Raw genomic sequence first — 25,814 nt, forward strand, 5'->3', positions numbered from 1 at the left:
CGTTTTTTAATGGAAATCGGGAATCGGACTTCCCGGAACATGCTTACTTGCCGCTTTGCCCGTAATTGGAGAGAACCCGGGCGGAGGGATCGCTCACGTTGCAGCCCTCCCAGGATTTATTGGGCATCCAGAAATCCGCGATCATTTTGGCCTGACCGGGGTAATGCTGCTCGAACAGCTCCCGATACAGCAGGCTCTCCTTGGTAAAAGGCATACAATAATCGTACTTGCGGCGCTTACAATCAAATTCCTCGTCGGTGTATACCGTCTCGGCATAGGCCTTCAGGTCGTCCACCATGGAGTGGCCCACGGCATCGGAAAAAGCTGCTTTCTGCCGCCACAGGATGTCATCCGGCAGCAGATGGTCGTTTTCAAAGGCGTGGCGAAGGAGATACTTGCCCATGTTGTATGTGTTGAGCTTCATGGCGGGGTCAATGCCCATGACGTATTTTACAAAGTCCAGATCGCCGAAGGGAACGCGGGCTTCAATGGAATTGTCGCCGATGCAGCGGTCAGCCCGGAGCACATCGTACATATAAAGTTCATCCACCCGCTTTTTGGACTCTTGCTGAAACGCTGCGGCGGAAGGGGCAAAATCCGTATATTTGTAACCAAGCAGCTCGTCGGAAATCTCGCCGGTCAAAAGGACTCGAACGTCCGTCTGCTCGTGGATTGCCTTGCAGCAGAGGTACATGCCTATGCTGGCGCGGATGGTGGTGATGTCCCAGGTACCCAAAAGCGCCACGACCTCAGGCAGTGCCTTGATGACGTCGTCCCGCGTCATGTAGACCTCAGTGTGGTCCGCGCCGATGAAGTCCGCAACCTCCCGGGCATACTTGAGATCAATGGCGTCCTCTTCCATGCCGATGGCAAAGGTGCGGATTTTTTTGCCAAGGACCACGGAGCTTATGGCACATACCAAAGAGGAGTCCAATCCGCCGGAGAGGAGAAAACCCAGAGGGGCATCCGCGTCCAGCCGCTTATCTACGGCGGCAATCAGCTTGTTGCGGATGTTGCGGCAGGTGGTCTCCAGATTGTCCCGGGTGTAGGATTTCACGCTTGTGAGGTCGGCATACCGGATAAACTTGCCATAGGCATAGTAGTAGCCCGGAGGGAAAGGGCAGACCTCGGCGCACAGCCCGATCAGGTTCTTCGCCTCGCTGGCGAAGACGATGGAGCCGGCGGCGTCATACCCGTAGAACAGGGGACGGATACCAATCGGGTCCCGGGCCGCGATCAGGGAGTCGGTCATAGAATCGTAGATGATCAGAGCGAATTCCGCGTCCAGACGGGAGAACATGGACAGACCATATTCGTGGAACATGGGGAGCAGAATCTCGCAGTCGCTCTCGCTCTTGAACTCATAGTGCTCGCTGAGCTGGCGGCGGATGGGGCGAAATCCATAGATCTCGCCGTTGCAGACCACACAGTCGCCCTCCAGCTCAAAAGGCTGCATTCCGGCCTCGTTCAGCCCCATGATGGCCAGCCGGTGAAAGCAGAGATAACCGGATTTTGTTTCAATGATGCGGCTCATGTCGGGACCGCGGGAGATGGTGCGGTCAAAATAGATTTCCAATTCTTCCGTTGTCAGCGCCTTGCTGGAAAAACCCATAATAGAACACATAAATAAAAGCACCTCCGGATTTTTTTACCTCTCGTTGGAAGAGGGTATAAAAACGCAGCTATATCCTAAATTTTAGGACGAATAGCTGCAATCCGCGGTGCCACCTAACTTACTGTAAAAACAGTCACCTTCAAGGCTCCAACAAGCCCGTGCGATATAACGATCGCAACTCGTCTTTCCTACTAGCGGGGACTCCGCGTTCAAATCGCAGCTCCGGAGTGTTCTTCGCGCGGACTCTTGTACAGGCTTTCCACTGCCACCTGCTCACTTAGACCGATCTTCCGCGGTACTTTTCTCCATCAACGCCTTTGCTGATGTCTTCAATTTTCAGGTACGGACCTCTTTAGGTTCGATGGTGAAAGTTTATCATTCGCGGAGCCTGCTGTCAACGTCAAAATAAACGAATATCAAGGGTGGAGTTCTGCAATTTTTCTAAATTGTGTGTCAGAATCCACAAAAAAATACGCCGAGCGGCGGACGGATGTTTTTGAACGGCAAACTTTGTGCAATTGCAGCGTGGAAAGCTTCCTGACCGGGGGAGGAGCAGCGGAGGGCGGCGCAGTCCGCCCCCCGGTATTTTAAACTTCTCGGAACCGTCTGGGCCTCCCGTGGCCAAGCCGGTTACAAACTGATTTCCACGTTTTCCTCAGATGCCCCGGCAAGCGCGGGCCGGACCTGCGCCAGGAACGCATCCACCTGCGACGTGCAGCGGCCGATATAGAGCTTCGGGTCCAGCACCGCCGCAATTTCCTCCGGGGTCATTTTAAATGCCGGTTCCTTCGTCAGCCGCTCCATCAAATCACAGGATTCGCCCTGCTTCATCTTCGCGGTGGCGGCCATGGAGTTCTCCCGGATGATCTCGTGGAGCTGCTGGCGGTCGCCGCCCCGCTTCACCGCCTCCATCATCAGGTTTTCCGTGGAGATAAAGGGCAGGTACTCCCGCACCGTCCGGTCCACAATCTTCTCGTTGACGTGGAGCCCGTCGGTGACGTTTGCCATCAGGCGCAGAATCGCGTCGGCGCAGAGAAAGCCCTCCGGCAGGGACAGTCTCCGGTTGGCAGAGTCGTCCAGTGTCCGCTCCAGCCACTGTGTGCTGGCGGTCATGGGGGCGTTCATGGCGTCGGCCATCAGGTAGCGGGCAAGGGAGCAGATGCGCTCGGAGCGCATGGGATTGCGTTTGTAGGGCATGGCGGAGGAGCCGATCTGATTCTTCTCAAAGGGTTCCTCCAGCTGCCGGTCGTGCTGCAAAAGGCGCAGGTCGTTCGCAAAGCGGTAGCAGCTCTGGGCAATGGAGGACAGGACGTTCAGCACCCGGCTGTCAAATTTTCTGGGGTAGGTCTGGCCGCATACGGCAAAGCACCGGTCGAATCCAAACGCGTCGGCGAGCATATGGTTCATCTCGTCGATTTTCCCGCCGTCGCCCTCGAAGAGGTCCATGAAGCTGGCCTCAGTGCCCGTGGTGCCCCGACAGCCCAGGAATTTCATGTTGCCCAGGACAAAATCCAGCTCCTCAAGGTCCGCCAGCAGATCCTGCATCCAAAGCGTTGCCCGCTTGCCCACCGTCACCAGCTGCGCGGGCTGATAGTGGGTGTAACCCAGCGTGGGCATAGCTTTGTATTCCTCCGCGAATCGGCCCAGATTCCGCAGGACCGCGCAAAGCTCGCTCCGGAGGTACTTCAGTCCGTCCCGGTAGAGGATGAGGTCGGCGTTGTCGGTAACGTAGCAGCTGGTGGCTCCCAAATGGATGATGCCCGCGGCGGAGGGCGCGGCCTGTCCGAAGGCATATACATGGGCCATCACGTCGTGGCGGACTTCCTTTTCCCGCTTCGCCGCGCAGTCATAGTCGATGTCCGCGATGTGGGCGGCAAGCTCCTCCACCTGCGACTGCGTTACCGGAAGGCCCAATGCGTGTTCCGCCCGGGCCAGCTCCACCCACAGCTTGCGCCACGTCTGATAGCGGATGTCGGGAGAAAACAGGTGCAGCATATAGTCGGAGGCGTACCGCGACGCCAGAGGGGATTCATAGCGATCCTTGCTCATAGTAAGGTCAACCTTTCAGAATAAAGTAGGAGGCGCCCTATGGGCGCCTCCGTTCGTTGTGCGGATTTTCGCCGGAGGCGAAAAGGACTTTCGGAATTCCGTGAGGCATCAGCGGATGATGATGGAATCCCGCTCCGGTCCCACGGAGATATAGCCGATGTGGCAGGCAATGGCCTTTTCCACCATCAGCACGAAATCCTGCGCGGCTTGGGGCAGGTCTTCCCACTTGCGCACGCCGGAGATGTCGCACTTCCAGCCGTCCATGTATTCCGTCACCGGCTTTGCCTCGGACAGGACTGCGGGGAAGGGGAACGCGTCGGTCTTTTTGCCGTCCAGCTCATAGTGGGCGCAGACGGGGATTTTGTCGAGATAACTCAGCACGTCCAGCTTTGTCAGGGCGATGTTGGTGGCGCCCTGAACCTCCACGCCGTATCTTGTGGCCACCAGATCGATGGGACCCACCCTGCGCGGACGGCCTGTCTTCGCGCCGTATTCATTTCCGGCTTCCCGGAGCTTTTCAGCCTCTTCGCCGAACCACTCGCAGGTAAACGGCCCTTCGCCCACACAGGAGGAATAGGCCTTTACAACCCCCACGATCTCGTCGATCTTTGCCCAGGGCGCGCCGGAGCCCACAGGGGCGTAAGCTGCAATGGCGTTGGAGGAGGTGGTATAGGGGTAGATGCCGTAGTCCAGATCCCGGAGGGAGCCCAGCTGGGCCTCAAAGAGAAACTTCTTTCCCTCCTCCTGAGCCTTGCGCAAAAACGCGCCGGTGTCGCAGATAAAGGGCTTGAGCTTTTCGCCGTAGTCCACCACCCACGCCATCAGATCGTCCATGGTATAGGGCTTTGCGCCATAGACCTTTTCAATGGTCAGGTTCTTCCACTCCAAAAGGTCCTCAAGATGTGCTTGAAAATGACTCGGATACAGCAATTCGCCGGCCTGTACGGTCTTTTTTTGAAATTTGTCGGAGTAAAAGGGGGCGATGCCCTGTTTGGTGGAGCCGTATTTCTTGTCCGCAAGGCGCTGCTCCTCCAGTCCGTCCAGCAGACGGTGCCACGGCAGCAGTAAGGAGGCCCGGTCGCTGATCTTCAGGTTTTCAGGAGTAATGGATACGCCCTTGCTCCTGACATCTTCCATTTCCGTCCACAGACTCTCGCAGTCCACGGCCACGCCGTTGCCCAAAATGTTGACCACGCCCTTGCGGAAAATGCCCGAGGGCAGCAGATGCAGCGCAAATTTGCCATACTCATTCACCACGGTATGTCCGGCGTTGCCGCCGCCCTGATAGCGGATGACCACATCGTAGTGGTCGGTGATGAGGTCCACCATCCGGCCCTTGCCCTCGTCGCCCCAGTTAATGCCTACAATTGCGCAGTTAGCCATAGCGCCAGCCTCCCAAAAACAGTTTCATTCGTCTTGGCCGGGGGTTCTTCTGACGAAGACCCACAACCTTTCCAATTATACAGGTGAAACGGGCATAAGTAAAGGATTCATTTTTAATGATTGGTATCAATTTTGCAGATATCGCATTGCAGCGGCGGCCCGCAGCCTGATGGGATAAAACAACCTATTATAATTGTATCCGGCTCCCGCTGGGAAGTCAACCGTCCCACCGCGCTTTCTTGCGGAAAAGCAGAGGCGGCGCTTTTCAAAAGACAGTATTTGTGATAAAATACAATTTAATGTAAATTTTCAGAAATACACAGGAGAAGACGCGCGTTATAAAAACCGCCGGGTTTGACTGCGTGAGTTTTTACCCCGTTGGGATGACGGGACAGGCGGACGCGGAAGACATCTTGGCGCTGCAAATTTGACGTGATCTGCCTGAGATCGATTTAGGAAAGGAAACTCTATGGAGACCATCATTCAACTTTTAGCTGAGGAACTGAACCAGAATCCGCAGTATGTGGAAAACGTGGTAAGGCTGATCGACGAGGGGAATACCATCCCCTTCATTGCCCGCTACCGCAAGGAGCTCCACGGGGCCATGGACGACACAGTCCTTCGGACGCTGGACGAACGGCTTGCCTATCTCCGGGGGCTGGAGGAGCGGCGGGAGACGGTGAGAGCCGCAATATGCGAACAGGGCAAGATGACCGATGAGCTGACCGCCGCCATTGACGGGGCGAAGACGCTGGCGGAGGTGGAGGACCTGTACAGGCCCTATAAGCAAAAGCGCCGGACACGGGCCACCATCGCAAAGGAAAAGGGCTTGGAGCCGCTGGCACTGCTGCTTTACGCCCAGGAGCAGGACTGTCCGGACCCGCTGGCGGCGGCGGTGAAGTACGTGGACGCGGAAAAGGGCGTGGAGACGGCGGAGGACGCTTTGGCGGGTGCGTCGGACATTGTGGCGGAGACCGTCAGCGACGACGCGGAGGTGCGCAAAAATCTGCGGGGCTTTCTGCTGCGGCAGGTGAAGCTGCGCAGCGAAGCGGCTACCGATGAGGACACGGTTTACCGCCTGTACTATGATTTTTCCCAGTCCGTCTCCCGGATGCAGGGCCATCAGATTCTGGCGATCAACCGGGGCGAACGGGAAGGAAAGTTGAAGGTCAGCCTTGAGCTGGACCGGGAAGCGGCGCTGGTGACCCTGCGCCGTCAGGTACTGCGCCCCGGTTCCGCGGCCAACGCCTTTGTGAGGGCTGCGGCGGACGACGCCTGGGACCGGCTGCTGTTTCCCTCGCTGGAGCGGGAGATACGAAATCAGATGACCGATACCGCCAGCGAGGGGGCCATCGGCCAGTTCGCTCTGAACCTGAAACCGCTGCTGATGCAGCCGCCGGTGAAGGGCAAAGTCACCATGGGCTTGGACCCCGGTTACCGCAACGGCTGCAAAGTGGCGGTGGTAGATGGGACCGGCAAGGTGCTGGACACCGCCGTGGTGTATCCCACCTATGGCGAGCGGCAGAAAAACGAGGCCATCAACAAGCTGGCGGGCATGGCGGTGAGCCATGATGTGGAGCATATCGCCATCGGCAACGGTACCGCCAGCCGGGAGACGGAACAAATGGCTGTCGAGCTGATTCAAAAGCTTGGGGCTATGGGCCGGAAGCTCAGCTATATGATCGTCTCCGAGGCCGGAGCCTCGGTGTATTCTGCATCCAAGCTGGCGGCGGAGGAATTTCCGCAGTACGACGTGAATCTGCGCTCCGCCGTGTCCATCGCCCGGCGGCTGCAGGACCCGCTGGCGGAGCTGGTGAAGATCGACCCCAAGGCCATCGGCGTGGGGCAGTATCAGCATGACTGTCCGCAAAAGCGTCTGGACGAGGCTCTGGGCGGCGTGGTGGAGGATTGCGTTAACGCTGTGGGTGTGGACGTGAACACGGCATCGCCGTCCCTTTTGGGTTATGTGGCGGGGCTGAACGGTACCACCGCCAAGAACGTGGTCAAATACCGGGAGGAAAACGGCGCGTTTACCGCCCGCAAGCAGATTTTAAAGGTGCCAAAGCTGGGACCCAAGGCCTTTGAACAGTGCGCGGGCTTTTTGCGGGTGCCGGAGAGCGGAAATGTGCTGGACAACACCGCCGTCCACCCGGAGAGCTATGCCGCGGCGGAAAGACTGCTGGAGTTGACCGGCTATACCATGGCCGACGTGAGGTTCGGAAAGCTTCAGGGCCTTCCGGACCGCCTGAAGACCTTTGGCGAGGAAAAGGCCGCCGCAGAGTGCGGCGTGGGCGTACCCACGCTTTTGGACGTGGCGGCGGAGCTGCAAAAGCCGGGCCGGGACCCCCGGGACGAGCTGCCAAAGCCTGTTCTTCGAACCGACGTCATGGACATGAAGGACCTGCGGCCCGGCATGGTCCTCATCGGCACGGTGCGCAACGTCATTGATTTCGGCGTGTTTGTGGATATTGGCGTCCATCAGGACGGGCTGGTACACGTTTCTCAGGTGTGTGACCGGTTTATCAAGCATCCCTCTGAGGCTGTGTCCGTCGGGGATGTGGTGAAGGTGATTGTCCTGGAAGTAGACGAGAAGAAAAAACGCATTTCCCTCTCTATGAAGCAGGCAAAGTGACGGACAGGAGGCGGTTTTTCCGTGAAGATGCTGACCTTTGACGAAGTGGGCGACGCGCTGGACGACATCGCGGAGCAGTTTCCCAAGGCGCTGTTCCGTGGACTTAACGGTGGAGTAAACCTGTTGGAGGATGCCGTGGAGGATCCCGACTTTCCCGACGGCGAAATGTATATCATGGGCGAATTCTGTGACGACTGTCTGGGAAAGTATATCAATCTCCATTACGGCTCCTTTGCCGCACTGGCGAAAAAGGAAGACTGGACTGAGGAGGATTGGTCCGACGAGCTATGGACGACGCTCTCCCATGAACTGACGCACCACATGGAGGGACTTAGCGGCCTTCACGGACTGGATGACCGGGACGCGGAAGAGCTTGCGGAGTTCCGGGAGGAATACCGCCGCCGGGAGAGAATAGGGAAGCGGCCGGAAGACGGGGCGGACTGCTGAGCATGAAGCTGCAGGGCGAATATGAGTTTTTTACAAAAATGAACAGAAACCACTTAAGCTTTTGTTCACTTGTGCCGATAACTTGTGAAGTCACATATCCAGAATACTTTGGCGACGACATAAATAAAGATTCGCCAGTGGGAGGAAGCAGTACATGAAAAAGCGCATGAAAAAGCAGAAGGAAGTCAAGACTTCGGATGGAAAGGGCACCCCCAAGAGTAAGAGGGAAAAAACGACGACGTTACGCAGGCAGATGGTTTTAGCGGTGACGTCTATTTTTGTTGCCACCATGGTCCTGACTGTGGCGGCGGGGATTATTTCCAGTACATATGCCATTAAGGAAAATGTCCGAAAGGACATGAGTTCCATGAGCCAGGTGGCGGAAACGGCGGTTTCCTGCAAAATTGAAAACATAGAGGCCAATGCCGCGTCCATGGCGCGGATCTATAATGCGGCGCTGGTAAGCGGGGAGGCGTCCGCGTTTATACAGATGAAAAACTCGCTTGGGAATTATGGCTTTTCCGATGCGGCCGTTATCAGCGATCAGCAGGTGAAGAAAACCAGCGAATTCCTCTCGGACAGCGACCTGCTTGGTGACACATGCGTACAGGCGGAGAAAAGCCGTCAGACGGTCCTGACCAGCACACGGCAGATGGAGGATGGTTCGCTGCGGTTTTTGGTGGCGACGCCGACCATCACCGGCTGCGTGGTTCTGACGCTGGATGCGCAGTACTTCAGCAAAATGATTTCAAATATTACGATTGGCGACAGCGGCAATGTTTTTATGATCGACTCTACCGGAGTCATGATTGCCAGTAAGAACGCTCAACTGGTGGATGACCAGCAGAATTTCATCGAAAATGGCAAAACAGATCAGGCCTATGCGGGTGCTGCTGCAGTGTATACCCGTATGATAAACGGAGAGACTGGCGTGGATGAGTATTCTTACAGCACGGGTGATCGCATCTGCGCATTCTGCCCGGTGACGGCGTCCGACGGCTGGTCTGTGGGGGCGGTGGCGCCCACTCAGGAGATGACTTCGTCGGTGCTGTATATCATTGCCGCGCTGCTGGCCTGCTCTTTGGTGTGTATGGTGCTGGGTGTGCTGCTGGTGGGGCGGTATGTTACCAGCGTGACCAATCCCATCCGCAGCGTGACGGAACGGATGCGCCTGCTGGCTCAGGGCGATTTGAGCAGCGAGGTCAAGATTTCTCAGCGCAAGGATGAGATCGGAATTCTCTCCGGAGCGTTCTATGAGACGGTGGAGTCTCTGAAATCCTATATCAAAGACATTGAAAACGTTCTGCGGGAGATTTCCCAGGGGAACCTGCAGGTGGCGCCGCAGGCGGATTTTCGCGGCGAGTTTACAGAGATCCGGAAATCCTTGGATCAGATTTTGGATTCCTTGAATGAGACATTTAAACAGATCCTGGATAGTGCTTCTCAGGTGTCCGGCAGCGCCGGGCAATTCTCCTCCGGGGCCCAGGCGCTGAGTCAGGGCGCGACGGAGCAGGCATCCTCCGTGGAGGAACTGGCGGCCACCATCAGCGAGATCAGCGCTGCGATCTCCTCCAATGCCCGCAGTGCGGCGGAAGTCAACGATCATATGCACACCGTGGGTCAGGGGGCGGAGGAGAGCAACCGCCAGATGAGTGAAATGCTCAAGGCCATGGCAGACATCAAGACGGCGTCCGATCAGATCGACAAGATCATCAAGACGATTGAGGACATCGCATTCCAGACAAATATTCTTGCGCTGAACGCCGCCGTGGAGGCCGCCCGTGCGGGCAGCGCGGGTAAGGGCTTTGCCGTTGTGGCGGATGAGGTGCGCAACCTCGCAGGAAAGAGCGCGGAGGCATCCAAGAACACGGCGGCGCTGATCGAAAATGCACTGAGCGCTGTGCACCACGGTACCGGCATCGCGGACGAGACCGCACAGTCTCTGCTGCATGTGGTGGACGGCGTGAATCGGGTTAACAAGGCTGTAGCTGAAATTTCAGACAGCGCCGCGCAGCAGGCGACGTCCGCCGCTCAGGTAAATCAGGGCATTGCGCAGATCTCGGGCGTGGTGCAGACCAACTCTGCCACGGCGGAGGAAAGCGCCGCCACCAGCGACGATTTGCTGCGCCAGTCGCAGATACTGTTGGAGCTGGTGCGAAAATTCAAGCTTCGCTGATGCTGGGGCCTACTGGATTTAGCTGGGTGCGGCTTGCTTTAAACCGTCATACGCCCGCGCTTTGTTGAGTGAGGGTACCATAATAGAAAGGTGATCAACTTGAATGAGACAATGAAGACCCTGCTGGAGCGTAGAAGCATCCGCAAATACCAACCGAGACAGGTAGAAGACGCAGTGCTGAATGAAATTTTGGAGGCCGGACTCTACGCCCCCAGCACCAAGGGCAGACAGTCCGCTTTGATCGTCCTGGTGCAGGATCGGGAGACCATCGCGGAGCTGTCCCACATCAACGCGGAGATTCAGGGTAATCCCGGCGCAGACGCGTTTTTTGGCGCGCCCACGGTGGCGGTGGTGCTGGCAGACACAGGGCTTGGCGAAGCCAACGCCCGGTGCGACGGCGCGCTGGTCATGGGGAACCTGATGAATGCCGCCGCGGCATTGGGTGTGGGTTCCTGCTGGATCAACCGGGCAAAGGAGACCTTTGAACGGCCCGAGGGTAAGGCGCTGCTCAAAAAGTGGGGCCTGCCGGAGACCTTAATCGGCGTGGGAAACTGCATTCTGGGCTATGCCGATGGCGCGGTGGGCGCGCCCGCACCCCGCAGAGACGGCCGCGTGATCCGGGCTTGAGGAACGAAAATGGCCGATATTCAGAGCGTTACGCACGCACAGAACATCCGTTACGACCGGAAGGCGGAAGCACTTTACATTATTGATCAGACCTTGCTTCCGAATGAGGAGAAGGAGATCCGCCTCCAAACGGCGGAGGAGATGTACGAAGCGATCCGGTCCTTGAAGGTCCGGGGTGCGCCCGCCATCGGCATCTGTGCGGGCTACTGCATGTATGTGCTGGCCAAGTCCATCCGGGGAGAGGACCAGCAGGCGTTTTTAAAGAAACTCAGCGATTATGGGGAGTATCTGAATTCCTCCCGCCCTACGGCGGTAAACCTGAACTGGGCCATCCGGCTGATGCTTCGCACCGCTTTGGAAAACGTGGGCAGCACCCGGGGTCAGATGCTGGATGCGCTGTATGAAAAGGCGGTGGCCATCCACGAGGACGACATCGCCAAGTGCAAAGCGATCTCTGCGTATGGCTTGACCCTTGTTAAGGATGGAGATGGCATCCTGACCCACTGTAATGCCGGACCCCTTGCCACCTCCCGGTATGGAACGGCGCTGGGACCCATTCTGCTGGGGACGGAACGGGGCATGAAGTTCCGAGTCTTCTCTGACGAGACCCGTCCGCTTTTGCAGGGTGCCCGGCTCACCAGCTACGAATTGCAGCGAGCGGGCGTGGATGTGACGCTGATCTGCGACAATATGGCCTCCATTGTCATGAAAAACGGCTGGGTGCAGGCCTGCTTCGTGGGCTGCGACCGGATTGCTGCCAACGGCGACACTGCCAACAAGATCGGCACTTCCGGCGTGGCGATTCTGGCGAAGCATTACGGCATCCCGGTCTACGTGCTGGGCCCCACCTCCACCGTTGATCCGGACTGTCCGGACGGGGAACATATTCCCATTGAGCTGCGGGACCCGGAGGAGATCAAGACCATGTGGTACGAAAAGCCCATGGCCCTGCCGGAGGTGAAGTGCTACAACCCGGCTTTTGACGTGACGGATCACGAGCTGATTTCCGGAATCGTCACGGAAAAAGGTATCTGCCGCCCGCCGTATACAAAATCGCTGGCGGCGCTGTTCGGGGGAAAAGTGTAAGTTTTTTATGTATTTTAATAATTTCGACAACAAAACGGAATATCCAACACCTAAAAATACAAGGAGGAATCAGTTATGGCAACTCCCTCCGCATGCAACGAGGCAAAGCCCGGTGAGATCGCAAAGGCGGTTCTGATGCCCGGCGATCCCCTGCGGGCCAAATATGTGGCGGAACACTATCTGGAAAACTCAGTCTGCTTCAACGCTGTGCGCGGTATGCTGGGTTATACCGGCACTTATAAAGGGAAGCGCCTCTCCGTTATGGGGCATGGCATGGGCGTCCCCTCCATCGGCCTTTATACGTATGAGCTCTATCATATGTATGACGTGGATTCCATCATCCGCATCGGTTCCGCCGGGGGCGTGAGCGAGGGCGTCCACGTCCGGGATGTGGTGATCGCGCTGGGCGCATCTACCAACTCCCATTTTGCCGACCAGTACGGGTTTCCCGGACAGCTGGCCCCCACGGCCAGCTATCCGCTGCTGAAAGACGCGGTGGCGGCGGCGGGGGAGCTGGGTGTCCGGGCGGACGTGGGCCAGGTGTTTACCGCCGACCAGTTTTATAACGACAACGCCGCCGCAGGTGAGATGTATCGCAAATTCGGTATTCTGGCGCTGGAAATGGAGACAGCGGGCCTTTACTGGACCGCGCAGCGGGCCGGAAAGCAGGCGCTGTCCATCCTGACCATCTCCGACCATATTTTTACCGGCGAGTCCCTTTCCCCAGAGGAACGTCAGGACTCCTTCCACGAGATGATGGAGATTGCGCTGGAGACGGCGTGGAAATCCCTGGACTGAGCGGCGGGAGAGAATCAACTTTCAATATGCACGCAGACGTGAATAATTCATGTCTGCGTGCATATTTGCATGTAGCGCTATATGCAAATAAATAACCGCTATATAATGCATATGCACATAAAATATGCAGATATTGCGACATAAAGCAAAAAATTACCCAAAGACAGTTGAAATTTTTGTGCAGGTTCACACTTGAATAAAAATACGAAATAGATGTATAATAAATCCATCAAAAATAATGCATGGAGGAATTCCCATCATGAAAGATAAAAAAGACATCAAGAAGATCGTGCTGGCCTACTCCGGCGGTCTGGACACATCCATCATCATTCCCTGGCTGAAGGAGAACTACAACGATCCGGAGATTATCGCCGTGTCCGCCGACGTGGGACAGGGCAGCGAGCTGGACGGTCTGGAGGAAAAGGCGAAAAAGACCGGCGCGTCCAAGCTGTACATAGAGGATTTGACCGACGAAATGGTTGACGAGGTGATCTTCCCATCCATGAAGATGGGCGCCAGCTATGAGCAGTATCTGCTGGGCACCGCGTTTGCCCGTCCCATCATCGGTAAGCGGCTGGTGGAGATCGCCAAAAAGGAACACGCCGACGCCGTCTGCCACGGCTGCACCGGCAAGGGAAACGATCAGGTGCGTTTTGAACTTGCCATCAAGCGCTTTGCGCCGGATATGACCATCATCGCGCCCTGGCGCGAGTGGGATATCAAAGGCCGCGACGAGGAGATCGACTATGCGGAGGCACACAATGTTCCCCTCAAGATCAGCCGCGAGACCAATTATTCCAAAGATAAAAACCTGTGGCATCTGAGCCACGAGGGACTGGACCTGGAGGACCCCGCCAACGAGCCGAAGTATGAAAACCCTGGCTTTTTGGAGATGGGCGTCAGTCCTGTGGACGCCCCCAATACCCCCACCTATGTGACCATCGGTTTTGAGAAGGGCGTTCCCGTCTCTATAGACGGGGTGAAGATGAAGGGCAGCGACATTGTCCGCAAGTGCAACGAGCTGGGCGGCAAGAACGGCATCGGTTTGCTGGATATTGTGGAAAACCGTCTGGTCGGCATGAAGGACCGCGGCGTCTATGAAACTCCGGGCGGAACCATTCTCTACCACGCCCACGCGGCTCTTGAGATGATCACCGTGGACAAGGACACCGCCCATATGAAATCCAAGCTGGCGGTGGACTTTGCAGACCTTATTTACAACGGCAAGTGGTTCAGCCCCCTGCGGGAGGCCCTCAGCGCCTTTGCTGACAAGACCCAGGAATACGTTACCGGCGAAGTGAAGTTGAAGCTTTACAAGGGCAACATCATCAACGCGGGAATTACCTCTCCCCACAGCCTGTATTCCGAGAATCTGGTGACCTTTGAGGAGAGCGACTATAACCAGAACGACGCCACGGGCTTTATCAACCTCTGGGGCCTGCCGGATACCGTGCAGGCATTGAGAGAGCAGAATAAGCTTTGATCAAGAGGGGACTTGGTCCCCGCTTTGAATCCATCTCAGCCAGTCTGCGGACTGGCGGGCGCGGGCCGGAGTCTTTTCGCCGTGTGTGTGCGCCTATCCTTCCCATTGGTATATTTTTGCCGACTGCGGCGAAAATTACACTCCGCCGGGAACCACCGGGACGGTCCCCCGGCCCGGCGGACCCCTCTTAAATCACGGAAATCGGGCGGGAGCCTCGACTCCCCCCGATTTCTATTAAGGAGAAAACTGTATGAAACTCTGGTCCGGACGGTTTGGAAAAGAAACCGACGCGCTGGTGAACGACTTCAATGCCTCCATCCAATTCGACCAGCGGCTTTACAGAGAGGATATCACCGGCAGCCTGGCTCACGCGAACATGCTGGCCGACTGCGGCGTGATCTCCCGGGAGGACGCTGCAGCCATCACTGAAGGGCTGAAAAGTATTTTGGCAGACGTGGAGGCCGGGAAGGTGGAGTTTACCGCCGACAACGAGGACATCCACATGAATGTCGAGGCGCTGCTCACCGCCCGCATCGGCGACGCGGGAAAGCGGCTCCACACTGCCCGCAGCCGCAACGATCAGGTGGCGCTGGACTTCCGGATGTATGTCCGGCGGGAGATCCCCGCCATCATCACGCAGCTGCTGGAGTTCCAAACCGTCCTGGCGGAGCAGGCCGGAAAGCACCAGACGGCGGTCATGCCCGGCTATACCCATTTGCAGCGGGCGCAGCCCATCAGCTTTGCCCAGCATCTGCTGGCTTACGCGGCGATGTTCTCCCGGGATGTGACCCGGCTGGAGGACTGCAAAAAGCGTCTCAACGAGTGTCCCCTCGGCTCCGGCGCACTGGCGGGAACGACGTACCCAATCGACCGCTGGGAGACCGCGAAGGAGCTGAACTTCGACGCTCCCATGGGAAACTCCCTGGACGGCGTCTCCGACCGGGACTACGCTCTGGAGCTGCTCTCCGCCCTGTCGATTCTAATGATGCATCTCTCCCGCTTTTCCGAGGAGGTCATCCTCTGGTGCAGCTGGGAATTTAAGTTCATCGATCTGGACGATGCCTATGCCACCGGGTCCAGCATCATGCCCCAGAAAAAGAATCCGGATGTGGCGGAGCTGGTCCGGGGCAAGACCGGACGGGTGTACGGCGACCTGATGGGGCTGCTGACCACCATGAAGGGTCTGCCGCTGGCCTATAACAAGGATATGCAGGAGGATAAAGAGCCGGTGTTCGACGCCATCGACACGGTTGAGATGTGCCTCCCCGTGTTTACCGCCATGATCGGCACGATGACGGTCCACCCGGAGAACATGCGCGCCGCAGCGGGCCGCGGCTTCATCAACGCCACGGACTGCGCCGATTATCTGACGAAAAAGGGGATGCCCTTCCGGGATGCGTACACCGTGGTGGGTCATCTGGTGGCCTTGTGCGGAAAACAGGGGAAAACGCTGGAGGAACTGAGCCTTGAAGAGCTGAAGACCGTCTCACCCCTGTTTGAAGACGATGTATATGACGCACTGAGTCTGGAGACCTGCATGGGTCAGCGGTCTAGCTACGGCGGACCCGCCGTGACGGAGACCAGCCGGCAGATCAAGGCCGTGGAGGACTTTGTGAAAGCCCACAGCGCGCAGTGAGGAGGGTGCTTTATGAAACCGAAGGTCTATATCGACGGGCAGTCCGGTACCACCGGGCTTCAGATCTGGGAACGGCTGGAAGCACGGAACGACATTGAGCTGCTCCGCATCGACGAGAAGAAGCGTCACGACAGCGCGGAGCGCAAGAAGCTTTTGAACGCGGCGGATATGGCATTCCTGTGTTTGCCGGATGACGGAGCGCGGGAGGCCGTGGCGCTGGTCGAAAATCCCCGTACCTGCATCATCGATGCCTCGACCGCCCACCGCACCGCGGAGGGCTGGGTTTACGGATACCCGGAGCTATCCAAAGAACAGCGAGCCGCCATCAAAAACAGCAAGCGCATCGCAAACCCCGGCTGCCACGCCACAGGCCTGATCGCATCTGCCGCCCCGCTGGTGCGGATGGGCATTCTTCCGGCGGACTATCCGCTCACCTGCTATTCGCTCACCGGCTATTCCGGCGGCGGCAAGAAGATGATCGCGGAGTATGAGGCAGAGAAGCGGGACGCGCGGTTGGATTCCGAGAGGATCTACGGACTGCCTCAAACCCACAAGCATCTGCCGGAAATGGTGAGCGTGTGCGGCCTGAGCCGCGTGCCGGTATTTTCCCCGGTGGTGGGAGACTTTTACAAGGGTATGGCGACGACCATTATGCTCCATCGGGAGCTGCTTGCGAAAAAGCTGTCCGGTCAGGAGCTGCGGGACGCTCTGGTAGAATATTACGCCGGGCAGCAATTCGTGTCCGTGGCTCCCTATGGCGGCGACGAACCGGTGCTTTTCGCGTCCGCCATGGCGGGAACTGACCGGCTGAAGCTGGAGGTTACCGGGAACGATCAACAGATTACCGTGACGGCGCTGTTTGACAACCTGGGGAAGGGCGCCTCCGGCGCGGCAGTGCAGAATATGAACCTGGTATTGGGTTTCGATGAAGCTGCTGGATTAAATTAAGGAGGGAATGAAATGAAATTTATTGACGGCGGCGTCTGCGCCGCACAGGGCTTTCAGGCATCCGGACTTCACGTGGGTGTCAAGACCCACGCGACGTGGAAAAAGGACGTGGCACTGATTGTTTCCGACGTGGATTGTGCGGCGGCGGCGGTCTTTACAAAAAACGTGGTCAAGGCGGCCCCCATCCACGTTGACAAAGCGCATCTGGCCAATGGAAAGGCCCGGGCGATCATCGCCAACAGCGGCAATGCCAACGCCTGCGCGCCCATGGGCGAGGAAAACGCCGAGGCGGAGTGCGCCGCCGTGGCAAAGGCGCTGGGCATTCCGGCGGGAGACGTACTGGTGTCCTCCACGGGCGTCATTGGTCAGACCTTGCCGGTGCAGGTCATTGAGGACGCGGTGCCGGAGCTGGTGAAGGGTCTTGCCCACAGCGCCGAAGGCTCCGACGCGGCGGCCCACGCCATCATGACCACCGACACAGTGAAAAAAGAAGTTGCGGTGGAAACCACCGTTGGTGGAAAGACTGTCCGCATGGGCGGTATCGCCAAGGGCAGCGGCATGATCCACCCCAATATGGGCACCATGCTCTGCTTCCTCACCACCGATTGCGCCATTTCCTCCGAGATGATCAAGGCGGCGCTGCTGGATACCGTGGGCGTCAGCTTCAACCGCATCAGCGTGGACGGCGATACTTCCACCAACGATACCTGCTGCGTCTTGGCCAACGGCCTTGCGGGAAACGAGACCATTACCCAAAAGGACGCCGCCTACGGCGAATTTTTGGAGGCGCTCCAGACCCTGGCTATTGCTCTGGCTAAGTCGATGGCCAGCGACGGCGAGGGTGCAAAGCATCTGATTACCTGTACGGTTAAGGGCGCGGCGGACGAAAAAATCGCCGAGACGGTCTGCAAATCGGTGATTTCCTCAACTCTGACGAAGGCGGCTATATTCGGCGCGGACGCCAACTGGGGCCGGGTGCTGTGCGCCATGGGCTATTCCGGGGCGGAATTCGATCCGGAGAAGGTGAACGTCTGTTTTGCCAGTGCGGCGGGCAGTATCGAGGTGTGCTGTCAGGGAAGGGGCCTTGCATTTGACGAGGACCTGGCAAAGAAGATTTTGACGGAGCACGACATTGAGATTAACATCCAAATGGGTGAGGGAGACGCCGCCTGCACCTGCTGGGGCTGTGATATCACTTACGATTATATTAAAATCAACGGGGACTACCGCAGCTGACGAGGCGTAAGGTCCGCCGGATTCGTCCCTGTATTGAATAGAAAGAAAGAGGTGATTTCTATGTCCTCCCATGAGCAGCAGGCCGGAGTTTTGGCAGAGGCCCTGCCCTATATTCAAAAATTCACCGGTAAGACGGTGGTGGTGAAGTACGGCGGAAACGCCATGATCTCCCAGGAACTCCGCCGGGCGGTGATGAGCGACATCATTCTTCTGAGCCTTGTCGGCATCCGTGTTGCCGTGGTCCACGGCGGCGGTCCGGAGATCGGAGCCATGCTGAAACGGCTTGGCAAGGAGTCCAGGTTTGTGGATGGACTCCGCTACACCGACGAGGAGACCATGGACGTGGTCCAGCAGATCCTATGCGGCAAGGTGAACAAGGACCTGGTCTCTCTGGCGGAGCGTTTGGGCGGGCAGGCGCTCGGTCTGTGCGGTCTGGACGGCGGTCTGCTTGAGGCGGAGTTGCTGGATGAAAAATACGGTCTTGTGGGCAAGATTACCTCCGTGAACCCAAAGCCGGTGGAGGACTCTTTGAGTGCCGGATATATTCCGATTGTCTCTACGGTGGCCCAGGGAACGGATGCGGACACCGCTTATAATATCAACGCGGACACCGCCGCAGCAAAGCTTGCGGAGGCCCTCCAAGCCGAAAAACTGATTTTGCTCACCGACGTGCGGGGCCTTCTTCGGGACCCCCATGACGAGACTACCCTGATCCACGAGGTTCGCATCTCCGAGGTACAAGAACTGGTGAACGCGGGCGTTATCTCGGGGGGCATGATCCCCAAGATCGAGTGCTGCGTGGAGGCAATCTCCAGCGGCGTGGAACGGGTTCACATTCTGGATGGGCGCATTCCCCATTCGATTCTCATTGAACTGCTGTCTGATGCCGGTATCGGCACCATGCTGAAAAAGGAGGACTGACCTATGACTTCTCAGGAAATCAAGAGCCTTACAAATCAATACGTGATGAACAGCTATGGCCGCTTCGACGTGGCCATCGACCATGGCAAGGGCGCCAAACTGTACAGCCCGGAGGGCAAGGAGTACATTGACTTTACCAGCGGCATCGGCGTGAGCGATCTGGGCTATGGCAATGAGCCTTGGGCCGAGGCTATTTTTGACCAGGCGAAAAAGCTGGGCCACACGTCCAACCTGTTCTATACGGAGCCCAGTGCCCGGCTTGCGGAAAAGCTCTGCAAGCGCACCGGCATGAGCAACGTCTTCTTTGCAAACGGCGGCGGCGAGGCCAACGAGGGCATGATTAAGCTGGCGAGAAAGTACAGCTTTGATAAGTATGGCTTGGGACGTTCCACCATCATCCCCCTGAAAAATTCCTTCCACGGCCGCACCATGGCCGCCCTGACCGCCACCGGCCAGGATAAGTTCCACAACTATTTCTTCCCGTTTGTAGAGGGCTTTAAATTTGCCGAGGCCAACAATCTGGACTCTTTGATGGAGGTTGCCGGCGACGATACCTGCGCCGTCATGGTAGAGCTGGTACAGGGCGAGGGCGGCGTGCTGCCTCTGGACAAGGACTATGTGCACTCGGTCGCGAAACTCTGCGAGGAAAAGGACTGGCTGCTGCTGGTGGACGAAGTCCAGACCGGCATCGGTCGGACCGGGAGCCTCTTCGCTTTCCAGCAGTACGGCGTTTTACCGGATGTCTGCTCGTTTGCAAAGGGCATCGCGGGGGGTCTTCCCATGAGCGGTATCCTGGCAAACGAGAAGTGCAAAGACGTAATGACTCCCGGCACCCACGGTACGACGTTTGGAGGCAACCCCATGTGCGGCGCGGCGGGCCTAGTGGTTCAGGAGATCTTGTCCGACGAATTTCTGACGACTGTGCAGGAAAAGGGCGCGTACCTGCGCTCTCAGATCGAGGCGCTGGACCTTCCGTGCTTTGGAAAGACCCGGGGCCTGGGTCTGATGATCGGCATTGAAATGGCAGAGGGCTATCAGAACAAAGAGATTGCAGACAAGCTGGTGGAAGCAGGGCTGCTGGTGCTGACTGCCGGTCCGGGAATGCGTCTGCTGCCTCCGCTGGTCATTACAAACGAGGAAATGGACGCCGGCGTCGCCATCATGAAAAAGACGCTGTCATAAAAGGAAGCGAGGGCAAAACATGGAAGGTCATACCCACTTTTTAAAGCTGCTGGACTATGCTCCCGAAGAGATTCAAGAGTTCTTGGATACCGCCACCGACCTGAAGGCCAAGAAGAAGGCAGGCGTGGCACATCGCTGTCTGGAGGGCAAAAACGTGGCCCTGATCTTCGAAAAGACCTCCACCCGCACCCGCTGTGCGTTTGAGGTGGCGGCGCAGGATCTGGGCATGGGAAGCACCTATCTGGGTCCTACCGGGTCCCAAATCGGAGTGAAGGAGTCGATCGCCGACACCGCCCGGGTGCTGGGCCGGATGTATGACGCGATTGAGTACCGCGGCTTCGGTCAGGCTTTGGTGGAGGAGCTGGCAAAATACGCCGGTGTCCCCGTGCTCAACGGATTGACCAATGAGTTCCACCCCACGCAGATTCTGGCGGATTTCCTGACCATTCAGGAACACTTCGGCAAGCTCAGGGGCGTAAAGCTAGTCTACCTGGGCGATGCGCGGTACAATATGGGCAACTCTTTGATGGTGGGCTGCGCAAAAATGGGGATGCACTTTGTGGCCTGCGCGCCCAAGTCCTACTTTCCGGATCAGGAGCTGATCGAAGCGTGTCAGGCCATCGCCGCCGAGACCGGGGCGACGCTGGAATTTATCGAGGACCCCATGACCGCCACAAAGGCGGCGGACGTACTCTATACGGATGTGTGGGTCTCCATGGGGGAACCGATGGAGGTTTGGACAGAGCGCATCGGTGCTCTGGGCCCCTATCAGGTGACCAAAACCCTGATGGACAACGCGGGACCCCAGTGCCGCTTCATGCACTGTCTGCCCGCCTATCACGACCACAAGACCAAGGTCGGCAAAGAAATGGGCGAGAAGTTTGGCCGCGACGCTATGGAGGTCACCGATGAAGTGTTTGAATCGCCCCAGTCCATCGTCTTCGACGAGGCGGAAAACCGGATGCATACCATTAAGGCGGTCATGTACTGCCTGATGAAATGACCCGCTGTTGTGAAACCAGCCGCGCCGCCTTGTTGCGGCGCGGCGGTTCTCGTTCTTGACATCGGGAGGCCAGGGGCATAAACTGATTAACTAACTTGAATATAAAGCGAGGGGTTACCCATGTCGCAGCGTACCTCCGGCATTCTGATGCCGGTATTCTCCCTGCCTTCGCCGTACGGCGTCGGCTCCCTGGGCCAAAGCGCCCGGGATTTTGTGAAGTTTCTTCATCGCGCGGGCCAGACCTGGTGGCAGATATTGCCCGTGGGCCCGGCGGGAAACGGGGATTCCCCCTACCAGAGCGTTTCCACCCACGCCGGGAATCCGGCGTTCATTGACCTTCCGCTGTTGGCGGCAGAGGGGTTGCTGACGGCGGAGGAACTGGCTTCCGTTTCGGAGGGAAATAGCAGATCGGTGGATTATCCCACAGTCAACGCCGACCGAAAGCGTCTGCTGCGGCTGGCCTTTTCCCGAGGCTATGACCGGGAGAAGGCGGCGGTGGAGTCGTTTGCGTCTCAGCGGCGCTGGCTGCGGGACTACGCGGCCTATCAGGCCGTCAAGGACTCCTTTGACGGCCTCCCCTGGCAGGACTGGCCAGACGAGGGCCTGCGCCGTCACGATCCAGAGGCGGTGGAGCGCTGGCAGGCGGAGCACGAGGAGGACGTTGCCTACCAAATCTGGGTTCAGTACGTTTTTGCGGAGCAGTGGAGCGCGCTGAAGTCCTTCGCCAACGGGCTGGGGGTCAAAATTCTCGGAGACCTTCCCATCTACGTGTCCCTGGACTCCGCCGACGTATGGGCGGAGCGGGAGCAGTTTTTACTGGACGGGCAGGGCTGTCCTTCGTCCGTTGCTGGGGTGCCGCCGGATTATTTCTGCGCCGACGGGCAGCTGTGGGGCAATCCGCTGTACGACTGGTCCCACATGAGAGCCGACGGCTTTGGCTGGTGGATTCGCCGGGTGGAGCGGGCCGGAGAGCTGTTTGACGCGATCCGCATTGACCATTTTCGGGCTTTTGCCAGCTATTGGTCCGTTCCCGCCGAGGCGGTCACCGCAAAGGACGGCCGCTGGGAGCCCGGTCCCGGTATGGACTTGGTGGGCGTGCTGACCGGGTGGTTCCCTCAGCTTATATTTGTGGCGGAGGATTTGGGAATGCTGACGCCGGACGTGGAAGAACTGCTGAGAACCTCCGGGCTTCCGGGTATGAAGGTGTTGGAATTCGCATTTTCCGGACCGGACAACCGATATTTACCCCATAACTGCGTGCGAAACTGTTTTCTCTATACCGGAACCCACGATAACGCGCCCATTGCATCCTGGCGACCCAGCGACGCGGAGGAGGCATATGCGATGCGGTATCTGGATGCGAAAACGCCCCAGGAGCTGCACCACCGTCTGCTTTTGGCGGGGCAGACCAGCGTTGCGGATACCTTTATCGCCCAAATGCAGGACTATCTGAGCGACCCGGGCCGCGTCAACGTACCCGGCACCGCCGAGGGAAACTGGCGCTGGCGAATGGCCTGCGATGTGGCTGGCGATGAGCTGGCGGACGAAATATACCAGATGACGCTGGACGCGGGCCGCTGCCCACCCCGGCACGGTTGACGAAACCCAAAAAACGTGCTATGATTTTCCTGTGAACGGAAAGAATCGCTCTGCCCGTCCACCTTTCATAATGTCTGTTCATCTGATTGGCGAGGATACGTTCCAAGCCGGAAGACGGAAGAGGGAACGCGCGGGAGGCCGCGCGCCGCTTAAGTATGTTCTCCCCTCCGCCTGCGGGCGGAGGGGCTTTTTTTCAGCGCAGAAGCCGTGTCCTCTTTTCACTTGTTCGGATGACAGCGCAAATCGCAAAGGAGCTGATTTTTTGGAAAACCGGGTAGCAGTAATTGCCATTTTAGTCCGCGACCCTGAATCTGTGGAGGCACTGAACAGCCTTCTGCATGAATTTGGGCAGTATATCATTGGGCGCATGGGAGTGCCCTATCCGAAGCGTGGCGTCAACATTATCTCCGTGGCGGTGGACGCGCCCCAGGAGACCGTGTCTGCCCTGTCGGGAAAGGTCGGGCGGCTGAACGGCGTCACTGCAAAAACCGTCTACGCTCCGGCGGAAAAGCTGGAAGAAACTCACTGAAAAGAGGAAGAAACGATGAAAAGAACAAAAATTTCTGCAATGCTTCTGACGATCGCTATGATCATGAGCCTCGCCGCCTGCGGCGGCAACAGCGGCAACAGCGCGTCCTCCGGCGCGGCGTCCTCGTCCGCGGAGGTCACCCCCACCGCCTATTCCATCGCGGCCCTGAAAGGCCCCACGGCCATGGGCCTTGTGAAGCTGATGCAGGACGCTAAGACCGGCGAGAGCCTGTCCAATCAATATACCTTTTCTCTGGCGGCGTCCGCCGACGAGGTGACGCCCAAGCTGATCCAAGGAGAACTGGATATGGCCTGTGTTCCGGCAAATCTGGCGGCGGTGCTGTATCAGAAGACCGAGGGGCAGATTGAGACGCTGGCGGTGAACACCCTGGGCGTCCTCTACATCGTGGAGAACGGCAATGCGGTGCAATCCATGAGCGACCTTCGGGGCATGACCATCGTGGCGGCGGGGAAGGGTTCCACCCCGGAATACGCCCTGCGGTACCTTTTGAGCGAGAACGGCGTGGACCCGGACAAGGATGTGACCATTGACTGGAAATCCGAGCACAGCGAGTGCGTGGCAGCTCTGGCCTCCGGCGAGGCCACGGTGGCTCTGCTGCCTCAGCCGTTTGTCACAGTGGCACAGAACAAATTGGGCGACCTGCGGGTGGCGCTGGATCTGACCGAGGAGTGGAACAAGCTGGATAACGGCAGCAGCTTGATTACCGGTGTGATCGTGGCCCGGAAGGAAGTAGTGGACGCCAATCCCGCTGCGGTGAAAGCGTTTTTACAGGATTACGCCGCCTCCGTGGATTGGGTGAACGGCAATGTGGCCGATGCGGCGCAACTGATCGGCTCCTATGACATCGTGGATGCCGCCGTGGCGGAAAAGGCACTTCCCAACTGCAACATCGTGTGCATCACCGGCAGCGAGATGAAGCAGAAGCTCTCCGGCTACCTCTCCGTGCTGTTCGATCAAAACTCAAAGTCTGTGGGTGGGGCCCTGCCGGAAGATGATTTCTACTTCGGCGCGTAAAAACGGGAAAGGGACGCGCCCTCCCTTAAAGGGCGTCCGGGTCTGGGCCGTGGCCTTCTGGCTGCTTTTGTGGCAGTTGGGAGCTATAGCTCTGGGCCAGCGGCTGCTGCTGCCATCCCCGACGGAGGTGTTGGTCTGCCTTGCACGGTTGGCTGTTACCGCCGATTTCTGGCGCTCGGTGGGCTGGTCAGCCGTCCGGATTTTCAGCGGATTTTTAATTGCCTGCGCAGCCGGGACGGTGCTGGCGGGACTGTCCGCGCGATTTCGGGCCGTCCGGGAGCTGCTCAGCCCGCTGGTGACGGCGGTGAAGACGGTGCCGGTGGTGTCGTTCATCATTTTGGCGCTGGTGTGGCTGCCATCCCGGCAGTTGTCGCTGTTCATCTCCGCGCTGATGGTGTTCCCAACGGTGTATCTGAATCTGTTGGAGGGCGTCGATCACACGGACCGCCGGCTCTTGGAGATGGTGCGGGTGTTCCGCGTGCCGCTGGGCCGTCGGCTGAGAGGCATTTATCTGCCTCAGGCGCTGCCCTGGTTTCGCTCCGCCTGTTCTCTGGGACTGGGGCTTTGCTGGAAGTCCGGCGTGGCGGCGGAGGTCATCGGTCTTCCCAGAGGATCGGTGGGCGAGCAACTTTACACCGCGAAAGTCTATCTGGAAACGCCGGAGCTGTTCGCCTGGACGGTAACCATCGTGGCGGTGTCCGCCGTTTTTGAAAAGCTGATTCTCGGACTGCTGGACCGAATTGGGACAAAGGAGGCGCAGCCATGACCGTGGAGATCAGGAACCTTTCAAAGGCCTACGGCGGCGTACGGATCCTGCGGAACGTGAATTTGACGCTGGGACCCGGCGTTACCTGCCTGATGGCTGCCTCCGGCGCAGGAAAGACCACACTGGTTCGTATCCTGCTGGGGCTGGAGCGGCCGGACGACGGTACGGTGACCGGGCTGGAGACAGCCCGCCTTTCCGCTGTGTTTCAGGAGGACCGTCTGCTGGAGCGGCTGGATGCGGCGAGAAATCTCCGCTTTGTTCTGGGAGATGCCTATGACGAGGGACGGGCGGCGGAGCTCCTGAGGGAGCTTGGGCTTGACGGTGTGGACGGCAAACCTGCCGGAGAGTATTCCGGCGGCATGAAACGCCGCCTGGCTCTGGCCCGGGCGCTGAGCGTTCCCTTCGATTTTCTTGCGCTGGACGAACCGTTCACCGGTCTGGACGGCGAAAACCGAAAAAGAGCCATCACCTGCATTGGCCGCCGCGCGGTGGGGAAGACGGTTCTGCTGGTAACCCATGAGATGGAGGATGCAGCTGGACTGAATGCGAAAATCGTGGGACTGGAATAGAACGTGAAACCGGGAGCACGCCGCTTTGCGGCGTGCTCCTTCATCTCTGCGGCAGTGGGGCCGCTCAAAAGAGACTCCGCTTGCTTTGCCACGC

Annotated in this window: 21 protein-coding genes and 1 other annotated feature; of the genes, 18 read left to right on the top strand and 3 right to left on the bottom strand. The window is 58.2% G+C overall.

The genetic code is table 11. From position 1 onward, the window contains the following. Positions 1–43: 43 nt before the first annotated feature. The 3 genes from asnB to ABWQ15_RS10555 form a co-directional block, all read right to left on the bottom strand. A complete protein-coding gene (gene asnB / locus ABWQ15_RS10545) occupies positions 44–1,624 on the bottom strand; it encodes an asparagine synthase B (protein ID WP_353908735.1) in 1,581 nt (526 codons plus the stop codon). A 70-nt stretch (positions 1,625–1,694) separates the two neighbouring features. Further along, positions 1,695–1,936 (bottom strand) — a binding site (T-box leader). Positions 1,937–2,245: 309 nt separating this feature from the next. Next, complete coding sequence (gene purB / locus ABWQ15_RS10550; RefSeq protein WP_353908736.1) at positions 2,246–3,664, bottom strand: adenylosuccinate lyase; 1,419 nt, start codon at positions 3,662–3,664, stop codon at positions 2,246–2,248. A 108-nt stretch (positions 3,665–3,772) separates the two neighbouring features. Further along, a complete protein-coding gene (locus ABWQ15_RS10555) occupies positions 3,773–5,047 on the bottom strand; it encodes an adenylosuccinate synthase (protein WP_353908737.1) in 1,275 nt (424 codons plus the stop codon). 469 nt (positions 5,048–5,516) lie between these two features. Between ABWQ15_RS10555 and ABWQ15_RS10560 the strand changes: the two genes are divergently transcribed. The 18 genes from ABWQ15_RS10560 to ABWQ15_RS10645 all read left to right on the top strand — a co-directional run bounded on the left by ABWQ15_RS10560 (position 5,517) and on the right by ABWQ15_RS10645 (position 25,720). After that, on the top strand, positions 5,517–7,679 hold the full coding sequence (locus ABWQ15_RS10560) for a Tex family protein (protein WP_353908738.1): 2,163 nt from the start codon (positions 5,517–5,519) through the stop codon (positions 7,677–7,679). A gap of 27 nt (positions 7,680–7,706) precedes the next feature. After that, a complete protein-coding gene (locus ABWQ15_RS10565; protein ID WP_353908785.1) occupies positions 7,707–8,126 on the top strand; it encodes a metallopeptidase family protein in 420 nt (139 codons plus the stop codon). A gap of 154 nt (positions 8,127–8,280) precedes the next feature. Continuing rightward, positions 8,281–10,302 (top strand): methyl-accepting chemotaxis protein, encoded by a 2,022-nt coding sequence (locus tag ABWQ15_RS10570; RefSeq protein WP_353908739.1) that lies wholly within the window; start codon positions 8,281–8,283, stop codon positions 10,300–10,302. A 99-nt stretch (positions 10,303–10,401) separates the two neighbouring features. Further along, complete coding sequence (locus ABWQ15_RS10575) at positions 10,402–10,929, top strand: nitroreductase family protein (RefSeq protein WP_353908740.1); 528 nt, start codon at positions 10,402–10,404, stop codon at positions 10,927–10,929. Positions 10,930–10,938: 9 nt separating this feature from the next. Next, on the top strand, positions 10,939–12,015 hold the full coding sequence (gene mtnA / locus ABWQ15_RS10580) for an S-methyl-5-thioribose-1-phosphate isomerase (protein WP_353908741.1): 1,077 nt from the start codon (positions 10,939–10,941) through the stop codon (positions 12,013–12,015). Between the two features lie 75 nt (positions 12,016–12,090). Further along, positions 12,091–12,813, top strand: coding sequence for a purine-nucleoside phosphorylase (deoD, locus tag ABWQ15_RS10585; RefSeq protein WP_353908742.1), 723 nt, complete (start codon positions 12,091–12,093; stop codon positions 12,811–12,813). A 259-nt stretch (positions 12,814–13,072) separates the two neighbouring features. Beyond that, a complete protein-coding gene (locus ABWQ15_RS10590) occupies positions 13,073–14,296 on the top strand; it encodes an argininosuccinate synthase (protein WP_353908743.1) in 1,224 nt (407 codons plus the stop codon). Positions 14,297–14,546: 250 nt separating this feature from the next. Next, positions 14,547–15,932: an argininosuccinate lyase gene (gene argH / locus ABWQ15_RS10595; RefSeq protein WP_353908744.1), complete on the top strand. Its 1,386-nt coding sequence runs from the start codon at positions 14,547–14,549 to the stop codon at positions 15,930–15,932. Positions 15,933–15,944: 12 nt separating this feature from the next. Next, complete coding sequence (gene argC / locus ABWQ15_RS10600; RefSeq protein ID WP_353908745.1) at positions 15,945–16,880, top strand: N-acetyl-gamma-glutamyl-phosphate reductase; 936 nt, start codon at positions 15,945–15,947, stop codon at positions 16,878–16,880. 12 nt (positions 16,881–16,892) lie between these two features. Further along, complete coding sequence (gene argJ, locus ABWQ15_RS10605; protein ID WP_353908746.1) at positions 16,893–18,116, top strand: bifunctional glutamate N-acetyltransferase/amino-acid acetyltransferase ArgJ; 1,224 nt, start codon at positions 16,893–16,895, stop codon at positions 18,114–18,116. Positions 18,117–18,176: 60 nt separating this feature from the next. Beyond that, positions 18,177–19,037: an acetylglutamate kinase gene (argB, locus tag ABWQ15_RS10610; protein ID WP_353908747.1), complete on the top strand. Its 861-nt coding sequence runs from the start codon at positions 18,177–18,179 to the stop codon at positions 19,035–19,037. A gap of 3 nt (positions 19,038–19,040) precedes the next feature. After that, positions 19,041–20,219, top strand: a complete 1,179-nt coding sequence (locus tag ABWQ15_RS10615; RefSeq protein WP_353908748.1) for an aspartate aminotransferase family protein — start codon at positions 19,041–19,043, stop codon at positions 20,217–20,219. A 19-nt stretch (positions 20,220–20,238) separates the two neighbouring features. Then, positions 20,239–21,222, top strand: coding sequence for an ornithine carbamoyltransferase (gene argF / locus ABWQ15_RS10620; RefSeq protein WP_353908749.1), 984 nt, complete (start codon positions 20,239–20,241; stop codon positions 21,220–21,222). A 120-nt stretch (positions 21,223–21,342) separates the two neighbouring features. Further along, on the top strand, positions 21,343–22,821 hold the full coding sequence (malQ, locus tag ABWQ15_RS10625) for a 4-alpha-glucanotransferase (protein WP_353908750.1): 1,479 nt from the start codon (positions 21,343–21,345) through the stop codon (positions 22,819–22,821). A 262-nt stretch (positions 22,822–23,083) separates the two neighbouring features. After that, the gene (locus ABWQ15_RS10630) at positions 23,084–23,350 is read left to right on the top strand and encodes a TM1266 family iron-only hydrogenase system putative regulator (RefSeq protein WP_353908751.1); all 267 of its coding nucleotides are present in this window, start codon (positions 23,084–23,086) and stop codon (positions 23,348–23,350) included. Between the two features lie 15 nt (positions 23,351–23,365). Further along, positions 23,366–24,385, top strand: a complete 1,020-nt coding sequence (locus tag ABWQ15_RS10635; RefSeq protein ID WP_353908752.1) for an ABC transporter substrate-binding protein — start codon at positions 23,366–23,368, stop codon at positions 24,383–24,385. After that, positions 24,363–25,151 (top strand): ABC transporter permease, encoded by a 789-nt coding sequence (locus tag ABWQ15_RS10640; protein ID WP_353908753.1) that lies wholly within the window; start codon positions 24,363–24,365, stop codon positions 25,149–25,151. The genes ABWQ15_RS10635 and ABWQ15_RS10640 overlap by 23 nt, the downstream gene beginning before the upstream one ends. Then, the gene (locus tag ABWQ15_RS10645) at positions 25,148–25,720 is read left to right on the top strand and encodes an ATP-binding cassette domain-containing protein (protein ID WP_353908754.1); all 573 of its coding nucleotides are present in this window, start codon (positions 25,148–25,150) and stop codon (positions 25,718–25,720) included. The genes ABWQ15_RS10640 and ABWQ15_RS10645 overlap by 4 nt, the downstream gene beginning before the upstream one ends. The last annotated feature ends 94 nt before the right edge of the window (positions 25,721–25,814 follow it).

Origin of the sequence: Oscillibacter sp. (genome assembly GCF_040505565.1) — a bacterium.
Lineage (GTDB): Bacteria > Bacillota > Clostridia > Oscillospirales > Oscillospiraceae > Oscillibacter.